Below are 24,690 nucleotides of genomic sequence, written 5' to 3' on the forward strand. Positions count from 1 at the left end.
TAGAGGAACTGGGTAGGGGGAAGGAACCTAGATCGCGCGCCTTACCCGCCGATCAAGCCCTTCTTTCGTGCCTCGTCAATATCGTCCTTGGCGCGGCGCTCAGCTTCTTTTTGCGGTAAGCCGAACAACTCCGCCAGCTCCCCGCCAATCGCAGTCCGGGCGTCCTCATCAAACACTGCCGGCCCGCCCCACGTCGAGTAAAACGCCCGCCAGAGAAAAAGGGTCGCTTCTTTGAACCCCGGATATGTCTCTTCGCGGTGAGGCGCGCGTTTCATCGCTGCTGCGAGATCGTCCGCAATGCGACCCACATCGGGGAGTTGGCTTTCGTGATCATACTCTTCCCACATCCTGAGCACATGCCCGATTACATCTTGCTGCAACTCCGCGTCCAAGTTGTCCCAGGCCCTGCGCAACGCTTTCAATTGTTCACGTTTTTGCCTGCGGGCTGCTTTCGCTGCATCACCAGTGTCTCCGGCGGCCCGGGACTCTCGGGCGTAAACCTCGCCAACGTGCCTGTTCACTATAGCAAGCAGGTCGGCCCGCTCGGCATGTGTCATTTCCATTGCTCACCCCACAGTTCCAGCGCTGCCAACTTCTCCGCGAAGTAGTCGTGGCGGTTGTAGATGCTGGCCACGCCACCGAGTTCGTGCCCAAGAACGCGTTCGATGTGCTCGACGGACACCCCGAGTTCAGCCATGCCGGTGGCGACCGAACGCCGTATGTCGTGGACGGTGAACGCGGGCATTGGCGGAAGGTCGATGCCCTTCTTCCGCGCCTTCTCGGTCTGTTCTGATATGATGCGGTCCAACCGCGCCTTGGCCTTCGAGAAGCCGCTCACCGGCGCCTTCCCCACCGGCGACTTTGTGTGTGTCCCGCTGAGGAGATAGGGCCGCTCGACGTCCTCCCTTTTGGGCAGGGTATCCACGATGGCGACCGCTGGTTTCGACAACGGGTACTCGTGCATCTTTCCGGTTTTGTAGGCCGCGGCCGGAACGCGCACACCGCTCCCGGCGCCGTCTTCTCGGGTGAACAGCCAACTGGCCTGAAGCTCGGCAACTTCGGATCGGCGCTGACCGGTCAGGATGAGCAGGCGGAACATCTCCCGAAACGGGTAACCCATTTCCCCCGCCGCGTCCCACACCCTGCGGAGTTCGGGCCGGGTGAGGGTGTTGTCGCGCGGGACGTACTTCTCCTTGCGCTTGATGCCGAACATCGGACTGGCACCGAGGTCGTACTTGTCGCTGGCGATTGCCCAATTGATCAGCCCGTTCAAATGCTTCCGAACCTCGATCACGGCCGCCGCCGTGCGTTCCCTCGAGACCTTGTCGAGGAGGTCGACGACGTCGCGCCGCCGGATGCTGGTAATCTCGCGCCCGGCCCACTCCACGGCGACGACGTTACGCAGCCAGCGGTCGGCGTTCTGCCAGCTCGACCAAGCATCTTTGAGGTGGGTCTCGATATAGCTGTCTACAACCACCTCTACGCAGCTCGGGCTCTTCCCCCCGGTCGTCGCCAGCGCTCGCTGTCGCTCGGCTTCCGCGGCCAGCCGCTTCGCGTAGTCGACACCGCGATCAGCCTCGTCCAGTGCGGCGCGTGCCAGATCGCGGGCGGCGGCAAGGTCGATGTGCGGGAAACTGCCGAGAGAGGCGCGACGAGGGTTGCCCCGCCCTCGCCCATCGGGTGCCTCGCCACGGACCCGATAAACAACTGACCACGCCTTGTCGCCATGAGGGCTGACACGGAGACGGAGACCCGGACAGCCCGAGTCAGAGACCTCTAGCCGGGTCCCCTTCGGCGGCGCTCGAAAGGCCTCGACCGTCTGCGCGCTCAAACGCGTATTTCTCGATTGGTGCTGCACCCTGTCAAGGTTCTCCACCGATGCCATGCAAAGTCTCCTGCTAGCTCCCGGGGTTACGACTAGGGTTACCGTCGCGAGAGTTACGTCGCGACCCTAACCGAACCCAACCGAGGCTACCGATAGCTCCAAATGCCTCAGAAAGCTAGGTTTTTACGGGGATAGGTCACGCTTCGAGATATGTAGAGAGACTACCCAATCCTAATAGGCTTTACCTTGCCAAGGTTGGGGTCGAGGGTTCGAATCCCTTCGCCCGCTCCAGTTTTCCTAACAATTTCAGACACTTACGCCGAATGGCGGCGTAATACGCGTCGTTACGTGGGCTCGATTTTTGCCTCGCGTAATAAGGACGTAATATGATGGGAGCGAGCTGTCGGGTGCCTCTAGGGCAGGATCGGCGACGTTGTTCGCAGAGGTCCGAACATTCTTCCGCCGATCCGACACGCCTCACATGCTCTAATCTTTCTGCTGTTTGGCCTCTTGGCGGGCGTCGCGAAGGATTTCGATGCCGCCCTTGATCGCGATCAGCGCAGTCGCAAATCCAACCAGAAGGTCCGGCCAGTTCGTACCGAGCCACCAGACGAGGACACCCGCGATCAGGATGCCGCCGTTCGAGATGAAGTCGTTGTAGCTGAAGGTTGTCGCGGCTCTGAGGTTGACGTCCGGATCCTGAATGCGCTGCAAGAGCTTCAGACAAGCATAGTTCACCACCGCAGCGACGGCCGACATGATCATCATTGTCGGACCGATCGGTTCGCTGCCTTCGAAATAGCGCCGTCCTACATCGAACAGGACGCCGGCCGCGAAGACCAGCAGCATGACACCCGATGCCGTGGCAGCACGGGTTTTCCATTTCAGGCCGTGGCTGAGCGCAACGAGGCTCAAGGCATAGACCGCGGCGTCGGACAGATTGTCGAGCCCATTGGCGATGAGCGCGCTCGAATCGCCGAGCCCGCCGGTTACGAGGAAGGCGATCGCGATAGCCGAGTTCAGGACGAGAACGATCTGGAGCGTTCGCTTTTCGCGTTCGCTCCCGGATGCTTTTTCATTCATTGCAAGCTCCTCAATCCTCACCATCCCTAAAAGGAGGCGGAACCCGCTTGGGTTCCGCCCCAGTCAGCACTCTCGGTTGCCGCCGACAGGGGGGAATGGCGGCCATCCGGGAGTGTCTCAGCCTTCGGGGCTGGGGACGCTGCTCGGGCGCGCCAGCTCTTCCTCTTCGGCCTTCGCGGTCCGTCGATGGACCAGGAGGTACAGGGCCGGCAGCACGAGCAAAGTCAGGATCGTCGACGAGATGATCCCGCCGATGACGACAGTTGCCAGCGGCCGCTGCACCTCGGACCCAGCCCCGACATTGAGCGCCATCGGTACGAACCCGAGCGACGCCACCAGCGCCGTCATCATCACCGGTCTGAGGCGGGTCAGCGCGCCTTCGCGGATCGCCTCGACGAGCGCTTTTCCGCGTTCGCGCAGATCCTTGATGAAGGATAGCATCACCACGCCGTTCAGCACCGCGACCCCGGACAAAGCGATGAAGCCGACGCCCGCCGAGATCGATAACGGAATGTCGCGCAGCGCCAGCGCCGCGACCCCGCCCGTCAGCGCCAGAGGCACGCCCGAGAAGACGATCGCAGCATCGCGCACCGTGCCGAACAGCATGAACAGCAGCCCGAAGATCAGCAGCAGCACCAGCGGCACGACGATCTGGAGGCGCTCGGTCGCGGACTGAAGCTGCTCGAATGTGCCGCCATATTCGATGTAGTAACCATCGGGCAGCACGACCTCAGCTTCGACCTTTTGCGTGAGCTCGTCGATGAACGAGCCCAGATCGCGCCCACGAACATTCGCCGTGATCACCGCGCGGCGCTTGCCATTTTCGCGGCTGATCTGGTTCGGCCCCGCCGCGAGCGATATCTCCGCCAGCTCCGAAAGCGGCACGAAGCCGCCGGCCGGAAGTGCAACGGGGAGATTGCCGAGCGACGCGAGATCGGTGCGAATGGCCTCGGGAAGCCGGACGATGACGTCGAAGCGGCGGTCACCCTCGAAAAGCTCGCCGGCCTGACGGCCGCCGGTCGCTGTCGAAACCGCATCCTGCACCGTTTCCATGCTGACACCGTAGCGCGCGAGCTTGTCGCGATCGGGCGTGACCGAGAGCATCGGCAGGCCGGTGACCTGTTCGAGCTTCACGTCCTGCGCGCCCGCAATCCCGCCCGCGACTTCCTCGATCGCCTGCCCCGATTCGAGCAATTGATCGAGGTCGTCGCCGAACAACTTGATCGCCACGTCGGCGCGAACGCCGGCGATCAGCTCGTTCATGCGCATCTTCACCGGCTGGGTGAACTCATAATTGTTCCCTGGCACCTCGTTCGCCGCCTTGTTGAGTTCGGCAACGAGCTGGTCGCGCGTCTTTCTCGGATTGGGCCATTCCTTCCGGTCCTTGAGCATGATGAAATTATCGGCGACCGACGGGGGCATCGGATCGGTCGCTACCTCGGGAGTGCCGATCTTCGCGAACACCCGCTCGACTTCGGGGAACTGCCTGATCCTCTTCTCCAGCGCCTCCTGCATCGCGATCGACTGGGTGAGGCTCGTCCCCGGAATGCGCATCGCGTGCATCGCGATATCGCCTTCGTCGAGGTCCGGGATGAACTCGGACCCGAGACTGGTCGCCGCCACGCCGCTCAGCGCGACAAGCGCCAAAGCACCAGCCAGCGCAGCCTTCGGCCAATTGAGGACGCGGTCGAGCATCGGGCGGTAGCCCTTGCCGAGCCCGCGCATCAGCCAATTTTCCTTTTCTTCGACCTTGCCGGTCACGAACAGCGCCACCGCGGCCGGAACCAGGGTGAGCGACAGCAGCAGAGCGGCGGTAAGCGCGAGGACGACGGTGATCGCCATCGGATGGAAGGTTTTGCCCTCGACGCCCTCGAGCGCGAAGATCGGCAGATAGACTGCGGTGATGATAATAATGCCGAAGATGCTCGGCTTGATCACTTCTGCGCTTGCGGAAGCGACTAGGCCGAAGCGCTCGTCGCGGTCGAGCAGGCGTCCGAGCCTGTGCTGAGCCTCGCCGAGCCGGCGGAGGCAGTTCTCGACGATGATGACGGCCCCGTCGACGATGAGGCCGAAGTCGAGCGCCCCGAGGCTCATGAGGTTTGCCGATGTCCGCGTCTGGAGCATGCCCGTCAGCGTCATCAGCATCGCGACCGGAATGACCGCCGCCGTGATCAGCGCGGCCCGGAAATTGCCGAGCAGCAGGAACAGGATCACGATGACGAGCAGCGCGCCCTCGGCGAGATTCTTCTGCACCGTCGAAATCGTCCGCTCGACGAGCGCGGTGCGATCGTAGAGCGGCTTGGCAACGACACCCTTCGGCAACGCACGCGAGGCTTCGACGAGGCGTTCGGCCGAGGCCTGCGCCACCACGCGCGGATTCTCGCCGATCAGCATCGAGACCGTCGCGAGGACGACTTCCTTGCCATTTTCGGTTGCGGCGCCTGTGCGGAGCCCCGAGCCGATCGCGACATCGGCGACGTCGGCGATCCGGATCGGAACCCCGCCGCGGGTGGTGACGATGATCTGCGACAGGTCACGCTCATTATTGGCCTGACCCGGCACGCGGATCAGAATCTGTTCGCCGCTGCGCTCGACATAACCGGCCCCGCGGTTGGCATTATTGGCCTCGAGTGCGGTGACGACATCGTTGAGCGAGAGATTGAGCGAGGCGAGCGAGGCCGGGTTGGGTGTCACATGATATTGGCGGGCATAGCCGCCGATCGTGTTGATCTCGGCGACCCCCGGAATCGTGCGCATCTGCGGCCGGATGACCCAATCGGACATCGTCCGGAGGTCTTCCGCCGTATAAGGCGTGCCGTCGGGTTTTCGCGCGCCCGGTTCGGCCTCGATCGAGAACATGAAGATTTCGCCGAGGCCCGTCGAGATCGGGCCCATTTCGGGCTCCATCCCGGGCGGAAGCTGGCCGCGCGCGGCCTGGAGCCGCTCGTTGACCTGCTGGCGCGCGAAATAGATGTCGGTCCCGTCCTCGAAGACGACAGTGACCTGGCTCAGGCCATAGCGCGAGATCGACCTGGTATAGTTGAGGTTCGGGATGCCCGCGATCGCGGTCTCGATCGGATAGGTGATGCGCTGCTCGGACTCGAGCGGCGAATAGCCTTCCGCCTTGGTGTTGATCTGGACCTGGACGTTGGTGATGTCGGGAACGGCGTCGATGGGCAATTTGGTCGCGCTCCACGCGCCGATCGCGCAGAGGAGCGCGACCACCGCGAGGACGAGCCATCGTTGCCGGATCGAAAAGCCTATGGTTCTGGCTAGCATGTTATCCTGCTCCCCGATCAATGGTCGTGGCCCGCGCCGGACTTTTCGATGTCGGCGCGAACGAGGAAACTGCCCTTGGTGACATAGGCGGTGCCGGGCTTGATGCCCGACAGGACCTCGGTCCATTCGGGCGACGAACGGCCGAGCTTCAGCATCCGGACCTCATAGTCCTGCCCGAAATTGGCATAGACCACCTTGAAGTCGCGGAAGGGCTGGATCGCCTCGGTGCGCACGGCAAGCGGCACGGTGACGGGGTTGACCATCACGCGGCCGCGCAAGGCCATGCCAGGGCGGAGCGTTCCCGAGCGGTTCGGGATGGTCGCGCGGATGAGCGCAGTGCCCGCCTCGACATTGCCGTCGGGCAGGAACTGCCCGAGCGGCGCGGTCGCGATTTCGGCGCCGTCCTGCGTCTCCACCGTCACCCGCATGCCCGGACGTATGATCGCGAGGTCGCGGGGGAAGATGTTGAAGACGACCGTGGTCTGCGCCGGGTCGGTGACCACATAGAGTGCGCGCCCGTCGGTGACGTCGCCGGGGTTGGCGTTGCGCTCGGCGATCACGCCGCCGACCGTCGCATATACCGGATAGACCTGGAGGCTCTCGCTCGACTCGATGCGCGCGAGCAGTTCCCCACGGCGGACGCTGTCGCCCACCGCCTTGGTCACCGAGACGACGCGGCCGGGGAACTGGCCGCGAATTTCGGAGCGGGCGGTCGGCGACAGTTGGACGGTGCCGTAGAGTTCGCGCATTTCGCCCACCGTCGCCGGTCCGACGACCGCGGTTTCGATGCCTCCGGCCTTGGCGGCGTCAGCCCCGATCCGCGTGCGCCCTTCGGGGTTCGCATATTTCCAAACGTGCCGCTTGCCGCCCGTCACCGCGACAACCTCGACGTCGAAGCTGTGCGGTTCGGTGACGACACCTTGCCCTGCGAGGAATTTGCCCTGCGGGCGGAAGGTGAAGCGATCGACGTCGCCGCCAAGCCGCGTGAGGGTGATGGCGAGCTGGACATCCTTCGGGTCGACCGGTTTGCCGTCCCGCGTTGCGAAAACGCGGAATTGCGGCTCGGTGCCATTCTCGAAGATTATGACCTCGACCGCGAAATCGCCATTCTTGAGCAATTTGCCACCGTTCGGGCCTTTGGCATCTTCCTCGCCTTCGCCCTCAGCGTGGCTTTCGCCTTCTTCATGCTTGTCTTCGCCCTCGGCTCCGCCACCGCAGGCAGCGAGAGGCACAGCAAGGAACAGCGCCGCAGCCGCGGCGGGAAATGGAAACTTCTTCATGGAATATTCTCCGCAAGGGGAGCCGCATCGAAGCGGCCGGTCAGGCGATCGATCTCCGCGAGCAAATCGCGGTAGCGTGTCATGGCCTCGGCCCACTGACCCTGGATCTGGATGATGACGTCGGCGGCATCCTGTACGTCGGCGAACAGGAACCCGCCGCGGGCATAGCCTTCGCGCACCTGGCCGAGCGTCTTCACCGCCTTGGGATAGACGTCGTTCATGATGCCCTCGGCCCGGACGCGTGCGGCGTCGGCATCGGCGCGCAGCGACGCGAGGCGCCGCAGCCGCTCGAGCCGGCTCGCTTCGGATTGGAACTCGAGCTGCCGCCGTTCGGCCTGCGCCCGGGCGATATTGCCCTGGTTGCGGTCGAACCGTCCGAGCGGGATCGAGATGCCGCCAAGAACGGCGACATCATTGGTCTCGCGAAGAAAGCGCGTGCCGCCCGAGACCGTATAGTCTTGGTGCGCACGGCTCTGCTCGACGACGACCTGCGCGCGGGCCCGGTCGACGGCGGCGTCGAAGACCGCCGCGTCGGCTTCGGCGAGCGGCGGATCGCGCGGATCGGGTTTCTCGATCCCCTCGGCGATAACGAGGCTGTCAGGCGTGCCGCCCCAGAAGGAGGTGAGCAATGCGCGTGCGGACTGCCGCTTCGCCTGGGCTTCCTTCAGGGCCAGTTCGGCTTCGAGAATGCGGGCATCGGCGCGCGTCTCGACGAAGAGCGGATCCTTGTAGCCGCGCACGCGCCTGATCGCTTCGGTCCGCATCTCCTTTTCAAGTTTGACGCGATCCTCTGCGATCCAGACCATCTGCTCGGCGATCTGGACGTCGATATAGGCGCGCTGCACTTCCTGGGCGATGTCGAGCCGGACGAGCCGCCACTGCGCCTCGGCGAGAACGACACCGCGCTCGGCAAGCGCCATTCGCGCCTCGCGCTTGCCCCCGCGTTCGAGCGGCTGCGAATAGGTGACGGTGAGTTCCGATTGCCGGAACAGGCCATAGCCGCCCGTCCCGACGCCATTGTCCATGTCGACCGACACGGTCGGATTGGGACGGACGCGGGCTTGCAGCTGGTCGGCGCGCGCGGCGTCGACCCCCGCTTCGCCCGCTCTAAGCTCGGGCGATGCAGCGATGGCCCGCTCGACCGCCTGGTCGAGCGTTAGCGGCTGGGCCCAAACGGACCCCGCCAGCAGCGCAGCCCCGGCCAACAGGGCGGCGCGCATATGGATATGCATGAATGATCACTCCTGAACGATTCGACTGAGCGCAGGCCGAAAAGGGGCCGCGCGGCAGGCGGCGTTCAGGCGAGGGGAGGGTTCAGGGGCGGTGCGAGCGCGCGCGAAGCGAGGCGCGTCGCGGGCAACGCAAAGTGCAGGCCGCCGGAAAAACAGGACAGATCGTCATGACCCGAAAGGGCCTGATCGGATGCGACCGGGCAATTATGGTGACTGCCGTGGAGGTCGGCGTCCTGCTGACCTTTTTGCGTGTCCTTGTCCGACGCATGGCCCGGCTCGACATGGTGCGAAAGATGCGAATCCGTCGCATGGTGCGTCATGCCCGCCATCGCCGGCGCAGCATTGTGGAGCCCGCTGAGCAGCAGGATGAACACAAGCAACAGGCGAAGGGTAGCGCCGGACATGGTCGCGCCCCTAACAGCGAATGACCCGTTCCGGAAGTCCAAAACCGGATCAATCGGTTCGCGCAGCGCGGCTCTCCGTCGACCGGGCCGTTTCGATCAGCGCTTCGAGGGCCTGCGGCATCGGCATCGGCTCGAAGGCGCTCACCCGCGCGCGACCATTATTCCCTGCGGGGAGGCGGCCGGTCAGCGAACCGAGCGGGACGAGCAGGAACCGCATTGCCTGACCGGTAGCTTCACGGGCATCGCCGAGCTCGATCGCATAGCGAAACATGTGCCAGTGGGAGGCGAGATGCGCGCCCATATAGGGCTGGCTCAATATATGTTCCCATTCCAGCGCCTGCCACGCAGCGGCTTCATCTCCGATTCGGCGTGATTCGCAAAACAGGCGATATTGCTCGCGCAGCAGCGGCTCGATGACGGCCATGCTCACGGGATTTACTGTCGGCGGCACCATCCTCTTTCCCCCTTTTTTGTGCAGGGCAGGCTCTTGCACCCTGTAGTAGATACAGGGTCAAGCCCTGATGTTCCGGCAGGACGCTGTGCCGCTCTGCGTCCGATTTACCCCCTCGTCTCACGGGAAGCATATCGCTCGAATGTCGTCCCGAACAAAGGAGGCGGGAGCCAATAGCGAAGCGATAGAAATAAGAGTGAAAGACAATTGTAGAATTATTGTGCTTAACGCGTGATTGTTCGGCCGATATCCTGTTTCTTGAGGCGCATCTGCAACTATAGAGGGGCAAGGTGCACTGCTCTCTTACCTCCATGAGATAAAATTACGGAGCCGGTTCGGGGGTTCGAAGAGTGCCGCCGAAGTTGATTGAAAATCTTCTACTTTTCACCGCGCCGTTTCGATGCTAGGGGCCGGTTTCAATGCGACGGGTGATCCTCTTCCTCCTGACCCTTCTCCTTGCATCCGGAACGGTTGCGGGGTCGCTCGCACATGCGACCGAGGATCGGGCCGAGGCGAGCCTTTTCGTTGCTGTGATCGAAGCCGGCTGCGTTCCCGCACCGGCGATCGAAGGCGCCGAAGTCGACAAGAAAAAATCCTCTCCCGGCGAAAAGCAGCAGGTGCCTGCCGCCGCTCATGGCTGCCACGGTCACCATTCGGGCGTCCCGGCGGAATCGCTGTCGGCAGCGACCGAAACGCCTGCCCCTGAAGCGCATACGCGCATCCTGACGGCCGCCTTGCCGCCCGTCGCCTATATCGGGACGTTCCGCCCTCCAATCGCCTGACGCTCTAGGTCTGCGCGTGCCCTTCGCGTGCGCTTCTCCCTGGAAACGTCAGGAGTCTCCTTTTCATGAAATCCATAGTTGTCGCCGCGAGTCTCGTGGCGCTCGTTGCAGGCTCAAATTCCGCGCCCGCCGCTGCCCAGTCGGCAGCGACGGAGCTGGTGGGACCGCCTTCTTCCGCAGGCGAGGCCGTGCGTACCGGCCCGCTTCCCGCTCGATTGTCCCTCGCGCAGGCGATGGAGGAAGCCGACGCGCGCTCGCCGCGCGTGGTTGCCGCCGAAGCCGAAGTGGAGGCCGCTCGCGGTCGCCAGCGTCAGGCGGGCTATCGCTACAATCCGACGCTCAATGTCGATGTCGAGAATTTCGCAGGCACCGGCCCCTACTCGGGCCTGAACGGTCTCGAAACGACCGTGTCGGTCAATCAGCGTCTCGATATCGGGGGCCGGCGCCGGTCGCGCATGACGCTCGCCGACGCCGAGTTTCTGGCCGCGAAGTACAAGTTGGAGATTGCACGCGCAGATCTTGCGCTCGATGTCCGCAACCAGTTCGCGACCGCTCTCGCGGCCCGCGATAGCCTCGCGCTCGCACGCGAAAATGAAGCGCGTGCCCGCGAACTCGTCCGCGTGGCACAGGCCATGGTCGATACCGGCAACGAGCCGCCGCTCCGTGCGTTCCGCGCCAATGCGGCTCTCGTTCAGGCCACCGCCGAGCTACGCACGGCCGAGGCCGAAGAAAGGACCGCCCGGCGTTCGCTCGCGGCGCTCCTTGGAAGCTCGGTCCCGCCTGCCGAGTTGATGGAAGGCGATATGTGGGTGGCACCGGAGACGGTGGACTCGCTCGCGACGCTCGACGTTCGCTTGGCAGAAACCGAGAAGCTGATTGCTGAAGCGCGGCTCCAGGGGCAGCGCGCCGATGGCCGGCTCGATCCGTCGGTCGGCTTCGGGGTGCGTCAGCTTCGCGACACCGGCGATCGCGCATTGATCGCCAATGTTTCCGTGCCGCTCCCCGTCTTCGACCGCAACCGCGGCAACATCTCGGCAGCCAAATCCGATGTCGCCGCCGCCATTGCGCGGCGCGAGAATGCAGTGGTCAATGCTCAGGCGGAGATCGCCAATGCGCAGGCCGAACTCGAAGCCGCAGAGGCCCGCCTCGCGGCGCTTGAGGGTAGCGGCATCGAGCAGGCGCGCGAAGGTGTCCGGCTCGCCGAACTCAGCTACCGCGCCGGCAAGTCCTCGCTCGTCGAATATATCGACGCGCAGCAGGCCTATGCGGCAACGCAGGCCGAACTGATCGCGGCGCGCCAGGCCCGGGCCGAAGCCCGCGCCATCCTATCGCGCCAGGCAGCCGCCGACGGCGATGCGGATCATCAGCCATGAGCGCGCCGAGCCTTCCAGTGGACGGAGGCGCCTTCGCCATCGTCCTTCCAAGTCAACAGGGGTGCGCCGCCGGTCGGCGCGCGAACCGCATCAACAGCGGAGATAGAATATGATCACCAAGGACAAGCGTCTCCTCGGCACTGTCGCGGGCGCCATGATACTCGCTGCCGTCACGGGCTTCGGCGTTGCACGCTGCACCGCCGACCCGGCCGCCGCGCCGGCTGCCGAAGGCGAAAAGGAAGCGGCGAGCGAAGCCCTTCCGAGCAGCCTCGCCATCACGCCCGAAGCGATCAAGGCCGCCGAGATCGGCGTCGAGACGATCGGCGCCGGCGGACTCGGTTCGGAAATCATCTCGCAAGCGACCGTTACCGCCGCGCCGAGCGGCGAGGCGATCGTCACCGCCCGCGCGGGCGGCGCGGTCACCCGTCTCTTCAAGCGGCTCGGCGATCCGGTCAGCGCCGGTGAGACGATCGCGATCGTGCAAAGCCGCGACGCCGCCCAGATTGCGGCCGAACGGATTGCCGCCGATGCGCGCTCGACGCTCGCGCAGAAAAATCTCCACCGCGAGAAGACCCTGTTCGACCAGAAGGTGTCGGCGCGCGTCGACTATGAGCAGGCGCAAGCCGAAGCCGCGGCCGCCGCGGCCGAAGCGCAGCGCGCGCGTGCCGCAGCGAGCGCCGCGCAGGTCACGCGCGATGGCAGCAGCGTCATCGTGGCAAGCCCGATCTCGGGACGGATCACGGCCGAGAACGCCAGCCTTGGCGCCTTCGTTCAGCCCGAAACCGAATTGTTCCGCGTTGCCGATCCCAGCAAGGTGCAGATCGAGGCCGCCGTCGGTCCGGCCGATGCCCAGCGGCTCTCGCCCGGAGACCGTGCGATCATCGAACTTCCCGACGGACGGACGATCGATGCCCGCGTGCGCGCCGTCACGCCCGGCCTGTCGGGCGACACGCGCTCGGCAACCGCCGTGCTCGACGTACCCGGGGCGCTCCAGCCGGGCTTGGCGGTCCGGGTGCGGCTGCTTCCGAGCCGCGGCGCCGAAACCGGTGGGCCGGCCCGTATCGTGATCGCGGACGAAGCCCTCCAGACGCTCGAAGGCCGCGACGTGGTGTTCGTCCGCACGAAGGACGGCTTCCGCGCGCAGCAGGTGACCGTCGGCCAGCGCAGCGCGGGCCGTGTCGAAATCCTCGCCGGGCTGAAGCCGGGCCAGATCGTCGCGACCAAGAACGCATTCCTGCTCAAGGCCGAACTCGGCAAGGGCGCGGGCGAGGAGGAATAAACCGTGATCGCGAAACTGATGGCGCTATCCGTCCGCGCGCGCTGGGCGGTACTCTTTCTCTTCCTCGTGATCGCGGGACTCGGCGTATGGCAGCTCACCAAGCTGCCGATCGACGCGGTTCCCGACATCACCAACAAGCAGGTGCAAATCAACACGATCGATCCGCGTCTCTCGCCGGTCGAAATCGAGAAGCTCGTAACCTATCCGATCGAAATCTCGCTCGCCGGCATTCCGGGGCTCGAGACGACACGCTCGATCTCGCGCAACGGCTTCAGCCAGGTGACGGCAATCTTCACCGATGAAACCGACCTCTATTTCGCGCGCCAGCAGGTGGGCGAACGGCTTCTCCAGGCGGGCGAGAATCTTCCCGACGGGGCCCAGCCGCAGATCGGTCCCGTCACGACGGGTCTCGGCGAGGTCGTCATGTACACCGTCGGCTACAAAAATCCCGACGGGAAGGGCGCCAAGAAGGTCGCGGGCCAACCAGGTTGGCAACCCGACGGCAGCTATCTGACCCCCGAGGGCGATATCCTCACCGACGAGATCGCCAAATCGGGCTATCTTCGCACGGTCCAGGACTGGATCGTCAGCCCGCAATTGAAGTCGGTCGGCGGCGTCGCCGGCGTCGACTCGATCGGCGGCTATGCCAAGACCTTCGTGGTCGAACCCGATCCGACCCGCCTCACCAGCTACGGCATTTCCTATAGCGAACTGGGCGAAGCCCTTGAACGCGCCAACCTCGCGGTCGGTGCCAACTACTATAACCGGGCAGGCGAGGCCTATCTCGTGCGCGTCGATGCACGCGTCCGCTCGGTCGACGAAATCCGCAACGCCGTCGTCGCGACGCGCGGCGGCGTGCCCGTGACGGTTGGACAGCTCGCCAATGTGAAGATCGGCGGCGACCTCAGAACCGGTGCGGGCAGCATGAACGGCAAGGAGGCGGTCATCGGGACCGTGCTCATGCTGATCGGGCAGAATAGCCGCACTGTTGCGGAGGATGTTTCGGCGAAGATCGCGCAGGTGTCGAAGACCCTGCCGCCCGGCGTCGAAGTGAAGGTGGTACTCGACCGCGCCAAGCTCGTGAACGCAACCGTCGGCACGGTTGAAAAGAACCTCACCGAAGGCGCGCTGCTCGTAGCGGCCGCGCTCTTCTTCCTGCTCGGCAACTGGCGCGCCGCGATCATCGCGGTGCTCGTCATTCCCTTCTCCTTCCTGATGATGGCGATGGGCATGAACGCCTTCCGGGTCCCCGGTAACCTGATGAGCCTCGGCGCGCTCGACTTCGGTCTGATCGTCGACGGGGCGGTGATCATCATCGAAAACTGCCTCGCCAGACTGGCGCACCGGCAGGAGCATGAAGGGAGATTGCTCAACCTTCGCGAACGTCTCGAGGAGACGATGCGCGCGAGCCAGGAGATGATCAAACCGACCGTCTTCGGCCAGGCGATCATCCTACTGGCCTTCGCGCCGTTGCTGATGTTTACGGGCGTCGAGGGGAAGACCTTCTCGCCGATGGCCATCACCATCATGCTCGCGCTCGTTGCGGCCTTCATTCTCGCGATCACCCTGGTTCCGGCGCTTGTCGCGCTGATGATTCGCGGCAAGGTTGCCGAGAAGGAAGTCTGGGCGATCCGCAAGTCGAAGGAGCGCTACCTGCCCTTGCTCGACAAGGCGCTCGCCAAGCCGTGGGCTTTCATCGCCGGCGGCTTTGCCTTCTTCGTCCTTGCGATCCCGGCGTTCGGACTGCTCGGCTCGGAATTCATTCCGCAGCTCGACGAGAAGAATATGGCGCTTGCCTCGACGCGCGTGCCTTCGGTGAGCCTCGAACAGTCTCTGGTCATGCAGCGCAACGTCGAGACGGCGATCTCGAGCCTGCCCGAAGTCGAGCTGATGTTTTCGAAGACGGGTACGGCCGAGGTGGCGACCGACCCGATGCCGCCGAACATCTCCGACGGTTTCGTGATCCTGAAACCCCAGGATCAGTGGCCGGCAGGTGTCGATTCGAAGGCCGATGTCGTCGAGCGTATCGAGAAAGCCGCTGGCGGCCAGCTCGGCCAGCTTTATGAAGTCAGCCAGCCGATCCAGCTTCGTTTCAACGAACTGATCGCGGGCGTTCGCGGCGACGTGGCCATCAAGCTCTACGGGGACGACCTCGACAAGATGTCGCTCGCGGCGAACGAGATGGTGCGCGTGCTCCAGGGCATACCGGGTGCGGGCAGCGTCAAGGCCGACCAAGTGGGCGGCGCTCCGACGCTCGACGTGAAGCTCGATCGCAATGCGATCGCGCGCTACGGTCTCTCGGTACAGGAGGTTGCCGATACGGTGTCGGCGGCGCTCGGCGGGCGGGAATCCGGCCTGCTCTATGAGGGCGACAGGCGCTTCGACATCACGGTTCGCGTCCCCGACGCGACCCGGGTCAATCTCGACGACATCCGCGCGCTGCCCGTGTTGCTGCCCTCCGAGGGCGGCAATCGCGGACAGATACCGCTCGCCCAGGTGGCGCAGATCCGGCTGACCGAAGGGCTCAACCAGATCAGCCGCGAAAATGGCAAGCGGCGCGTCGTCGTGCAGGTGAACCTCGAAGGCCGCGATGCGGGATCCTTCGTGGCCGAAGCGCAGGCGAAGATCGCCAATGTGAAGCTTCCGGCGGGCTATTACCTCGAATGGGGCGGGCAGTTCGAAAGTCTGCAGGCCGCATCGCAGCGGCTCTCGATCGTGGTGCCGCTCTGCTTCGCGGGCATCTTCATCCTGCTTTACATGGCGCTCGGCACGTTCGGGCGCGCGACCGCCGTGTTCCTCGCCGTGCCGCTTGGGCTCGCGGGCGGGGTGTTCACTCTCGCGCTTACGGGCATCAACTTCTCGGTGTCGGCGGCGGTGGGCTTCATCTGCCTTGCCGGCGTCGCGGTGCTCAACGGTCTCGTCGTCATGACGGCGATCCGCGAACGGCTCGAGAATGATGTCCCGCTCACGGAGGCAATCCGCGAGGGCATGACCGAGAAGATGCGTGCGGTGATCATGACCGGCTTCGTGCCCGCGATCGGCTTCGTGCCGATGGCGATCGCGACCGGCACGGGTGCCGAGGTGCAGAAGCCTCTCGCGACGACCGTCATCGGCGGTCTCATCGCGGCGACCATCCTGACGCTGCTCGTTCTCCCCGCGATCGCAAAAGTCGTCCTCGGGGCGAACTGGCAGCCGAAGTTCCTCAAGCGAAAAGCGGAGTCGGCGGTCCAGCCGGTCACGGAATAGGGAGAGACTGTCATGACAAAAGCATCCAAGCTCTTGCGCATCTACACCGATGAATCCGCCTTCTTCGGTGATCAGCGGGTCTTCGAGTTCATTTCCGAACTCGCTCGCCAGCAAAAGCTGGCAGGCGTTACGGTGCTCGAAGCGGTTCTCGGTTTCGGTCGCTCGGCGCATCTCCACCGCAAGCATGCGCTGGAGAATGACCGGGCGGTCGTGATCGAGATCATCGACGAGGAGCAGCGGCTCCGCGACTTTGCGGCGCAGCTGACCGAAATACCGGACATCGGGCTCATCACGCTCGAAGCGGTCGAAATCCTCGGCGGGAAATCCGCCGCGGAGCCCCCCGATGTTCAGAGCTGACCGGCATCTTGCCGGTCTACACCGCGGCGCAGGTCCCCGGCCTGCGTCGCGGACCAGCTCGTGCGAGCGAGGAGGTCTCCGATGTTCTCGGTAGGCACCTCGCTCCGCTTGCCGGTCCCGATCGGGCGGGTCTGGCGACTGCTCGTCGATATCGAGCGGTACGACGACTGGCATCCGACGCTCCGTTTCACCGATCGTCCGGGAGATGATGAGCGCGTAGGCTATGTCTATTCTCCGCGCGGGAAGCGGGGTCCGGAATTTGCATCCGAGGGGCGGATAACCGGCCTCGACTGGCTGACGGGCTTCTCCTGGCGGACAGGCACGCGCGGGCTGCTCGTCATCGAGGAGAGCTACCGGCTCGAAAAGCTCGGCCAAGGGGTGGAGGTTACCCATCGCCTGGAATGCGCGGGTCTCTTCTCATGGCTCGGCTATCCCATTCTGCGGCGGGTTTGCAGCGTTTTTCTCAAGCGCTCGAACATGGCGCTCGAACAGCAACTCCGTCGCACGACAGTTCAGTCCCGCTACGCGCGGCCAAGCGGGCGCCGCGCATGATCTTGAATTCGAAACCTGGCCGTCGGAGGCCCCTCTCAATCGCCCCCCTCACCACGGGCAGGGATTTCCGGCTGTCAGGGAGGTGCGGGAGCCGGGTCGCATCCCGCAATGGCTCCCGCACCTCATCCTGCCGCGCGTTTAACATGCGCCCGGATCGCATTGCCGACCGCCAACAGAAAAGGATGGCATCATGAGTGACCAGTTGCGGCTCGATATTCCGCTTCTCCTCCCCGAAGTCGCCGATACCGCCGACCGCTGCGTCGCGCGCCTGACGAGCGAACTCGAAGGACGCGAAGGCGTCGACAAGGTCCATGTTGTCCGCTCAAGCGACGGTTCGCCGCCACAGCTCTGCATCCATTACCGTCCGGATATTCTCCCGCTCGAACGCGTGCGGCAGCTCGCGCGCAGCGCCGGTGCCGAGCTCACCGGCCAGTATCAGCATCTCTTCTGGGATGACCTCGAAGGCGTCGGCCACGCCCGTCGCGCGCGGACGATCGGACTGAAGCTTCGCGAAATGCCGGGCGTGATCGAGGCCGAAGTCGGCGCCGCCGGTACGCTACGCGCCGAGTTCCAGCGCTCGGAGACCTCCATCGAAATGATCAGAAAGACACTCTCGGATATGGGCGTCACTCAGAAATCGACTGCCGTCGCCGCGGCTGCCCCGGCACAAGCCGCCCACCAACATGGCGATGATGGCCATGACCATGGTCCGGATCACGCGCATGGGCCAGATCACAAACATGGCCATACGGGCGAGGATAGCCACGACCATGGCCATGATCATGGCGGCATCTTCGGCGAGCGGACCGAGCTGATCTTCGCGCTGCTGTGCGGTCTCGTCCTCGGCATCGGCTTTGCGATCGAGAAGCTCGCCGCGGCGCCGGAGTGGGTGCCGCTCGCATTCTATATTGCCGCTTATGGCTTCGGTGGCTGGTTCACTGTCCGCGAGGCCATCGAGAATCTGAAGCTCAAGCGCTTCGAGATCGACACGCTGATGCTCGTCGCCGCGGCCGGCGCTGCCGCGCTTGGTGCGTGGGCCGAAGGCGCGCTGCTCCTCTTCCTCTTCAGCCTCGGCCATGCGCTCGAACATTATGCCATGGGCCGCGCCAAGCGCGCAATCGAGGCGCTTGCGGAGCTGGCGCCGCAGACCGCGACGGTGAAGGATGCCGACGGGACGGCTCGCGAAGTCCCGGTCGAGCAGCTGGCGATTGGCGACACCGTCATCGTCAAGCCCAACGAGCGTCTTGCCGCCGACGGCTTCGTCGTCGTTGGCCGCACGGCGATAGATCAGGCTCCGGTGACCGGCGAGAGCGTCCCCGTCGACAAGGAACCGGTGGCCGATCGTGCGCAGGCCGCGGCAAAGCCCGATGCACTCGACGCAAAATATCGCGTCTTCGCGGGCACCATCAACGGCTATGGCGCGATCGAGATCGCGGTAACCCGTCTTGCGGCCGATACCACGCTCGCTAAGGTCGTGAAGATGGTGAGCGAGGCGGAAACGCAGAAATCGCCGACCCAGCGCTTCACCGACAAGTTCGAGCGCATCTTCGTGCCGAGCGTGCTCGCGCTTGTGTTCGTCCTGCTCTTCGCCTGGGTCGTTGTCGACGAGCCGTTCCGCGACAGCTTCTATCGCGCCATGGCGGTCCTTGTCGCGGCAAGCCCGTGCGCGCTCGCGATCGCGACGCCGAGTGCCGTCCTGTCGGGCGTTGCGCGTGCGGCGCGCGGCGGCGTGCTGGTCAAAGGCGGTGGCCCGCTCGAAAATCTCGGCTCGCTGACCGCGCTGGCGTTCGACAAGACGGGAACGCTCACCGAAGGAAAGCCGCGCATCACCGACGTCCTGCCGGCCAGCGGCGTGCCGAAGGAGGAACTGCTGCGGATCGCGGTGGCGGTCGAGCGGCTGAGCGATCATCCGCTTGCCGCTGCCATCGCGCGCGATGGCGAGGCCATGCTGACGTCGACGCGCGTACCGGTGGCGGACGACCTTAACAGCCTGACGGGTCGCGGCGTCACGGCAAAGGTCGAGGGCGAAACCGTCCTGATCGGCAAGGCCGAAATGTTCGGTGCCGACGGCATCGCGCCGATCGGCGGCGAAGTGGCGGCTGCGATCGCCGGCCTCCGCGAGCAGGGCCGCACGACGATGGTCGTTCGTATGGGCGACCGCGATCTTGGCGCGATCGGTCTGATGGACACGCCGCGCGAAGCGGCGCGCACCGCGATCGCCAAACTGCGCGAGCTCGGCATCGGCCGGATGATCATGATTTCGGGCGATCACCAGAAGGTCGCGGAATCGATTGCCGCCGAGGTCGGGATCGACGAGGCCTGGGGCGACCTGATGCCCGATCAGAAGGTCGACGCCATTCGCGACCTCAAGGCGCAGCAGCCGGTCGCCATGGTCGGTGACGGCGTCAATGACGCACCGGCGATGGCGAGCGCCACCGTCGGGATCGCGATGGGCGCCGCGGGGTCCGATGTTGCCCTCGAAACCGCCGACGTCGCGCTGATGGCCGATGACCTCGCTCATCTGCCGTTCGCGATCGGACTTAGCCGCCAGACGCGCCGCATCATCCGCCAGAATCTGGTGGTCAGCCTCGGCGTCGTCGTGGTCCTCGTGCCGGCGACGATCTTCGGACTCGGAATCGGTGCGGCGGTCGCGGCGCACGAAGGCTCGACCCTCGTCGTCGTCGCCAACGCGCTTCGCCTGCTCGCCTATCGCGATCGCAGCATGGGCTGAGGGCGCACAGTCGCGGTGGGATCGAACCGGAAGGGGGAGAGAGGATGAACTTCAAGAATATCTCGGCCTGGTCCATCCGGAACCCGATCCCGCCGCTCGTCATGTTCTTCGGTCTGACGGTGGCGGGCATCGTCTCCTTCCTCATGATGGGGGTCCAGAGCGATCCCGACATCGATTTTCCGGGCGCCATCGTCATCATCGCCCAGCCGGGCGCCGCGCCCACCGAACTCGAAACGCAGGTCACGCAGCGTGTCGAGGCGGCGGTGCGGACGATCGAGGGGATCGACGAGCTCAATTCGACGGTTACCGAAGGCCAGTCGCAGACCTTCGTCCAGTTCGCGATCGGCACGCCGATCGACCGGGCGGTGACTGACATTCGCGACAAGATCACCCAGATCCGCAGCAACCTGCCGAACGGCATCCTCGAACCGCAGGTTATCCGCCTCTCTACCTCGGGCAACACGCTTGCCTATTGGTCGGCTTCGGCCACCGATATGACGCTCGAGGAATTGAGCTGGTATGTCGACAATGTCGTCGCGAAGCGGCTGATCGCGGTCCCCGGCATGGGCGACGCCTATCGCCGGGGCGGCGTCAGCCGCGAAATCCGCGTCATCCTCAACCCCGAACGCATGCGCGCCTACGGCCTTACCGCCGCCGCGGTGAACACCCAGCTCGTCCAGCTCAATGTCAATGCGGCCGGCGGCCGGATGGAGGTCGCGGGCTCCGAGCAGGCGGTGCGTATCCTCGGGAACGCGAGCAGCGCCAACGCGCTCGGCGAGACGCTAATCTCGGTCGGGACGAACCGGACCGTGCGCCTCGCCGATATCGCCGAGGTCAAGGATCTCTACGCCGAGCAGCGCTCGGTCTCGAAGCAGGACGGGCGGCAGGTGCTGACCTTCGGCTTCGAGCGCGCCAAGGGCGCCTCGGATGTGACCGTCTATGACGCTGCGGTCGAGGAGCTGCGAAAACTCGAGAAGGAAAACCCCAAGGTCAAATTCACCGAGCTGTTCAGCGATATCGAATATACCAAAGGCCAATATCATTCGGCGATCAATGCGATGGTCGAGGGCGCGATCCTCGCGGTCGTCGTCGTCTTCCTTTTCTTGCGCGACTGGCGGGCGACGTTGATCTCGGCGCTCGCCATCCCGCTGTCGGCGGTCCCGACCTTCCTGTTCATGGACCTCATGGGCTTCTCGCTCAACATGATGACCTTGCTCGCGCTCAGCCTCGTTGCCGGCGTGCTGGTCGACGATGCGATCGTCGAGATCGAGAATATCGTGCGCCACATGCGGATGGGCAAATCGGCCTATCAGGCCTCGATCGATGCGGCCGACGAGATCGGCCTCGCGGTGCTCGCGACAACCATGACGATCGTCGCGGTGTTCCTGCCGGTCGGGCTGATGCCGGGCGTCGCCGGGCAATATTTCAAGAATTTCGGACTGACGGTCGTGGCCGCGGTGCTGATGAGCCTCGCGGTCGCGCGCATGATCACACCCATGCTCGCCGCCTATTTTCTCTCTGCGCAGGGTCCGCAAAAGCATGGCGAGGGCCCGCTGATCGACACCTATATGCGCATCTTGCGCTGGAGCCTCGACACCAGCGGGGCCGCTGCCGCGCGTGCGCGCGGCGGGCGCTGGAAATGGCTCGGTTACATCAAGGACCATCGCGTCTGGGTGGTCGGCATCGGTGTGCTGGCGCTCTTTGCGACCATTTTCAGCTTCTCGCTGCTCCCGATGACCTTCCAGCCGTCGATCGATTCCGACACGAGCCGCGTGGCCATCCAGCTCGCCCCGGGCGCAACGCTCGAACAGACCGAGGCAGTGGCCGACGAGGTGACCGATCTCATGAAGCGCGACCCGCTCGTCGAATCCGCCCTGTCGCGGATCGATGTCGGCACGGCGACGGTCTATCTGAAATTGCGCAAGGACCGCGAGCTGACCTCGACCGAGTTCGAAAAGGACCGCGCGCCGCGGCTAGCGCAGGTTCCCGATGCCCGAATCAACTTCCAGTCGCAGCATGGCGGCGGCGGCGGCAGCAGCCGCGACATCTCGATCACGCTCGGCAGCGACGACCCGAAGAAGCTCGAAGATGTCGGCAACCGGCTGCTTGCCGAGATGGCCCGCGTGAAGGAAATCCGGTCGCCGCGTGTCGAGGGCAATCTTCAGCGCCCCGAGATCGTCATTCGCCCGCGCTTCGCGCTCGCGGCGCAGCTCGGCGTGACGACGCAGGCGCTCAGCCAGTCGATCCGCGTCGCGACATTGGGCGAGATCGACCAGAATAGCGCGAAATTCTCGCTGTCCGACCGGCAAATCCCCGTTCGCGTCGCGCTTGCGGAAACCGCGCGCGAGCGGCTCGATACGCTGCGCAATATGCCTGTTCCGACCCGGAACGGGGGAACGGTGCCGCTCTCGGTTGTGGCCGAGATCGGCTTCGGCGCCGGCCCGACCCAGATCAATCGGACCAACCAGGTGCGCCAGCTCACCATCGGGGCCGACCTGGCTCCGGGTCTCGTGACCGGTCAGGCGATGGACAAGGTCGAGGCGCTGCCGGCGCTCAAGGCGCTGCCCGCCGGGGTCACGCGGCTGGTACTCGGGAGCGCCAAGTGGCAGGCCGAGATGCTGCGCAACTTCGCGATCGCGGTCGTATCGGGGATTTTTCTCGTGCTCGCTGTGCTGATCCTACTCTATCGCAAGATCATCCCGCCCTTCGTCAACATGGGCTCGCTTCTGCTCGCCCCGCTCGGCGGGGCGGTCGCGTTGCTGCTGACGGGCTATCCGCTCTCGCTTCCCGTGTTCATCGGCGTGCTGATGCTGCTCGGTATCGTCGGCAAGAACAGCATCCTTCTCGTCGACTTCGCGATCGAGGAAATGGCGTCGGGGGTGCCGCGCGACGAGGCGATTGTCGACGCCGGACACAAGCGCGCGCAGCCGATCCTGATGACCACGGTCGCGATGGTCGCGGGCATGATCCCGACCGCGCTGTCGCTCACCGGCGACGGCGCATGGCGCGCGCCGATGGCGGTCACGGTGATCGGCGGGCTCATCCTGTCGACGATGCTGACACTGCTGATCGTGCCGGCGTCCTTCAGCCTCGCGGCGGGCTTCGAACGCCGGATGGTCCCGCGCTTGCGCCGCTGGTTCACGACGGGCGGCGCGCACGCCGACCCATCGCCTGCGGGCGTCACCGACATCGGCGCGGGGCAAAGCCCGGCGGCCGATCGATAGAGGAGTTAAGCTGATGGAGTTCGAGCGGGAGCATGACCTCCCCTATAGTCCGGAGCAGATATGGGCGGTCCTCGGCGATTTCGAGAACCACCGGATCTGGAATCCCTATGTCCGGATCGAGCAGCTTGCCGAGGACCCGATCGCGATCCGCTATTCGATGCGCATGGATCCGCACAAGCCCAAGTTTCTCGAAGTCTCCGCGGCGGTGCTCTCCGCGCGCCCGGGCGAGGAGCTGATACTCGACGTCAAGCCGAGCTTCATCCTCCAGTTCGAGGAGAGTTATATCCTGACGCCGACGGCGAGCGGGACGAAGTTCGTTCACCGCTATCGTTGCCGCGGGCCCTTTGCCTGGCTCCGGCTTCCCGGCATCAAGACCAGCTTCCAGCGAATGATCGCGTCGATCGACGGCATCCTGCTCAGCTACCTCAAGTCCAAATACAGCAAGCCGCCACCGCCGCCGCGACGGCCCAAGTCCAAGTTCAAAGGTGGCCGGCGATGACGAGCTTTCCGCTGCTCGCGCCGCACAAATGGCGTCCGCTCGGCGCGGCCTGGGCAATCGCCCTCCTGTCGAGCCTGGCCGTCCTCTTCGTCGGCGAGGTCATGGGCCAGGCGCCGTGCGACCTCTGCTGGTTCCAGCGTAGCTTCATGTTCCCGCTTGCGATCATTCTCGGCATCGCGGCGTTCAGGTCGGACCGCGCCATCGTTCCTTATGGGCTGGCGCTGGCTGCGGGCGGTGGTCTCGTCGCTTTCTATCATAGCCTGCTCTACGTCGGCGTCATTCCGGCCCCGATCGTCCCCTGCACCGGCGGTCCATCATGCTCGGGAGAGAGCATGGCAATCGGAGGCGTGCCGCTGCCCCTCCCGTCGCTGACCGCGTTCGCGCTCATCCTCACCCTCTTGCTCAACTTCCAAAGGAGACTGAAATCATGAACAAACGCATCGGAGTGGTGGCCACGCTTGTCGTTTCCGCACTCGCTTTCACCGGCGGCGCGATGCTCTACAGCGGAACCGCCGAGGGCGAACCCACGAAGAAGGTCGTGGCGGGGCCCGTCGACAGCCTCATTCGCCCGCATTCGCCGATCATCGGACCGAAAAATGCCCCGGTCACCATCGTCGAATTTTTCGACCCGTCGTGCGAGGCCTGCCGCGCCTTCTATCCCACGGTGAAGGGCATCGTTGCCAAATATCCCAAGGATGTGCGTCTCGTTATGCGCTACCTGCCGCTGCACCCCGGCTCGGCCGAGGCGATCGTGATCCTCGAAGCCGCCCGCGTCCAGGGCAAGCTCGAGCCGGTGACGGCCGCCCTGCTCGAAGCGCAGCCCGAATGGCACGACGGCAAGATGGACGGTGCCTGGGCGGCCGCCGAGAAGGCCGGCCTCAATGTCGCGAAGGCGCGCGCGATGCCGACAACCGATGCGATGGCCTGGATGGAGCAGGACATCGCCGACGCGCGTGCGGTCGGCGTCCGGGGCACGCCGACCTTCTTCGTCAATGGCGAGATGCTCGTCCAGCCGAGCCCCGAACAGGTCGAGGCCCGAGTCCAGGCCGCGGTAGCGGCAAAGGGCAAATGAGGGCCCGCACCCGTCCCGCTT

The 24,690-nt window shown here is 64.9% G+C and carries 19 protein-coding genes; 11 read left to right on the forward strand and 8 right to left on the reverse strand.

Annotation, left to right across the window (positions count from 1 at the left end):
* Window positions 1-41: 41 nt before the first annotated feature.
* From AC07U1_RS04210 to AC07U1_RS04245, 8 genes are all read right to left on the reverse strand, one after another.
* Window positions 42-563, reverse strand: coding sequence for a hypothetical protein (locus AC07U1_RS04210; RefSeq protein WP_495177321.1), 522 nt, complete (start codon window positions 561-563; stop codon window positions 42-44).
* Window positions 554-1,885, reverse strand: coding sequence for a tyrosine-type recombinase/integrase (locus AC07U1_RS04215; RefSeq protein ID WP_495177320.1), 1,332 nt, complete (start codon window positions 1,883-1,885; stop codon window positions 554-556). Before AC07U1_RS04215 ends, AC07U1_RS04210 begins: the two co-directional genes overlap by 10 nt.
* 426 nt (window positions 1,886-2,311) lie before the next feature.
* Window positions 2,312-2,908 (reverse strand): cation efflux transmembrane domain-containing protein, encoded by a 597-nt coding sequence (locus tag AC07U1_RS04220; protein WP_003046522.1) that lies wholly within the window; start codon window positions 2,906-2,908, stop codon window positions 2,312-2,314.
* Window positions 2,909-3,025: 117 nt separating this feature from the next.
* Complete coding sequence (locus AC07U1_RS04225) at window positions 3,026-6,187, reverse strand: efflux RND transporter permease subunit (protein WP_037553392.1); 3,162 nt, start codon at window positions 6,185-6,187, stop codon at window positions 3,026-3,028.
* Between the two features lie 17 nt (window positions 6,188-6,204).
* Window positions 6,205-7,467, reverse strand: a complete 1,263-nt coding sequence (locus tag AC07U1_RS04230) for an efflux RND transporter periplasmic adaptor subunit (protein ID WP_003046516.1) — start codon at window positions 7,465-7,467, stop codon at window positions 6,205-6,207.
* The gene (locus tag AC07U1_RS04235; protein WP_003046513.1) at window positions 7,464-8,699 is read right to left on the reverse strand and encodes a TolC family protein; all 1,236 of its coding nucleotides are present in this window, start codon (window positions 8,697-8,699) and stop codon (window positions 7,464-7,466) included. The genes AC07U1_RS04230 and AC07U1_RS04235 overlap by 4 nt, the downstream gene beginning before the upstream one ends.
* 65 nt (window positions 8,700-8,764) lie before the next feature.
* The gene (locus AC07U1_RS04240) at window positions 8,765-9,103 is read right to left on the reverse strand and encodes a hypothetical protein (RefSeq protein WP_003046510.1); all 339 of its coding nucleotides are present in this window, start codon (window positions 9,101-9,103) and stop codon (window positions 8,765-8,767) included.
* Between the two features lie 49 nt (window positions 9,104-9,152).
* Window positions 9,153-9,527 (reverse strand): DUF3703 domain-containing protein, encoded by a 375-nt coding sequence (locus AC07U1_RS04245; protein WP_037553271.1) that lies wholly within the window; start codon window positions 9,525-9,527, stop codon window positions 9,153-9,155.
* Window positions 9,528-10,084: 557 nt separating this feature from the next.
* Between AC07U1_RS04245 and AC07U1_RS04250 the strand changes: the two genes are divergently transcribed.
* The 11 genes from AC07U1_RS04250 to AC07U1_RS04300 all read left to right on the forward strand — a co-directional run bounded on the left by AC07U1_RS04250 (window position 10,085) and on the right by AC07U1_RS04300 (window position 24,669).
* A complete protein-coding gene (locus AC07U1_RS04250) occupies window positions 10,085-10,336 on the forward strand; it encodes a hypothetical protein (protein ID WP_058818405.1) in 252 nt (83 codons plus the stop codon).
* A 65-nt stretch (window positions 10,337-10,401) separates the two neighbouring features.
* Window positions 10,402-11,709 carry a TolC family protein gene (locus tag AC07U1_RS04255; RefSeq protein ID WP_037553274.1) on the forward strand — a complete coding sequence of 436 codons (1,308 nt, stop codon included), beginning with the start codon at window positions 10,402-10,404 and terminating at the stop codon, window positions 11,707-11,709.
* Window positions 11,710-11,818: 109 nt separating this feature from the next.
* Window positions 11,819-12,988 carry an efflux RND transporter periplasmic adaptor subunit gene (locus AC07U1_RS04260; protein ID WP_003046498.1) on the forward strand — a complete coding sequence of 390 codons (1,170 nt, stop codon included), beginning with the start codon at window positions 11,819-11,821 and terminating at the stop codon, window positions 12,986-12,988.
* Window positions 12,989-12,991: 3 nt separating this feature from the next.
* Window positions 12,992-16,234, forward strand: coding sequence for an efflux RND transporter permease subunit (locus AC07U1_RS04265; RefSeq protein ID WP_003046495.1), 3,243 nt, complete (start codon window positions 12,992-12,994; stop codon window positions 16,232-16,234).
* A 12-nt stretch (window positions 16,235-16,246) separates the two neighbouring features.
* Window positions 16,247-16,591, forward strand: a complete 345-nt coding sequence (locus tag AC07U1_RS04270) for a DUF190 domain-containing protein (protein ID WP_003046493.1) — start codon at window positions 16,247-16,249, stop codon at window positions 16,589-16,591.
* An 81-nt stretch (window positions 16,592-16,672) separates the two neighbouring features.
* Window positions 16,673-17,143 carry an SRPBCC family protein gene (locus AC07U1_RS04275; RefSeq protein ID WP_003046490.1) on the forward strand — a complete coding sequence of 157 codons (471 nt, stop codon included), beginning with the start codon at window positions 16,673-16,675 and terminating at the stop codon, window positions 17,141-17,143.
* Between the two features lie 190 nt (window positions 17,144-17,333).
* A complete protein-coding gene (locus tag AC07U1_RS04280) occupies window positions 17,334-19,874 on the forward strand; it encodes a heavy metal translocating P-type ATPase (RefSeq protein ID WP_003046486.1) in 2,541 nt (846 codons plus the stop codon).
* Between the two features lie 44 nt (window positions 19,875-19,918).
* Entirely contained in the window at window positions 19,919-23,098 is a 3,180-nt protein-coding gene (locus tag AC07U1_RS04285; RefSeq protein ID WP_003046483.1) for an efflux RND transporter permease subunit, read from the forward strand.
* 13 nt (window positions 23,099-23,111) lie between these two features.
* Complete coding sequence (locus AC07U1_RS04290; RefSeq protein WP_003046480.1) at window positions 23,112-23,597, forward strand: SRPBCC family protein; 486 nt, start codon at window positions 23,112-23,114, stop codon at window positions 23,595-23,597.
* A complete protein-coding gene (locus tag AC07U1_RS04295) occupies window positions 23,594-24,028 on the forward strand; it encodes a disulfide bond formation protein B (protein ID WP_003046478.1) in 435 nt (144 codons plus the stop codon). The genes AC07U1_RS04290 and AC07U1_RS04295 overlap by 4 nt, the downstream gene beginning before the upstream one ends.
* Window positions 24,025-24,669 carry a DsbA family protein gene (locus tag AC07U1_RS04300; protein ID WP_003046475.1) on the forward strand — a complete coding sequence of 215 codons (645 nt, stop codon included), beginning with the start codon at window positions 24,025-24,027 and terminating at the stop codon, window positions 24,667-24,669. The genes AC07U1_RS04295 and AC07U1_RS04300 overlap by 4 nt, the downstream gene beginning before the upstream one ends.
* Window positions 24,670-24,690 lie beyond the last annotated feature (21 nt).

It is taken from the genome of Sphingopyxis sp. GW821-FHT02C12 (genome assembly GCF_059421785.1).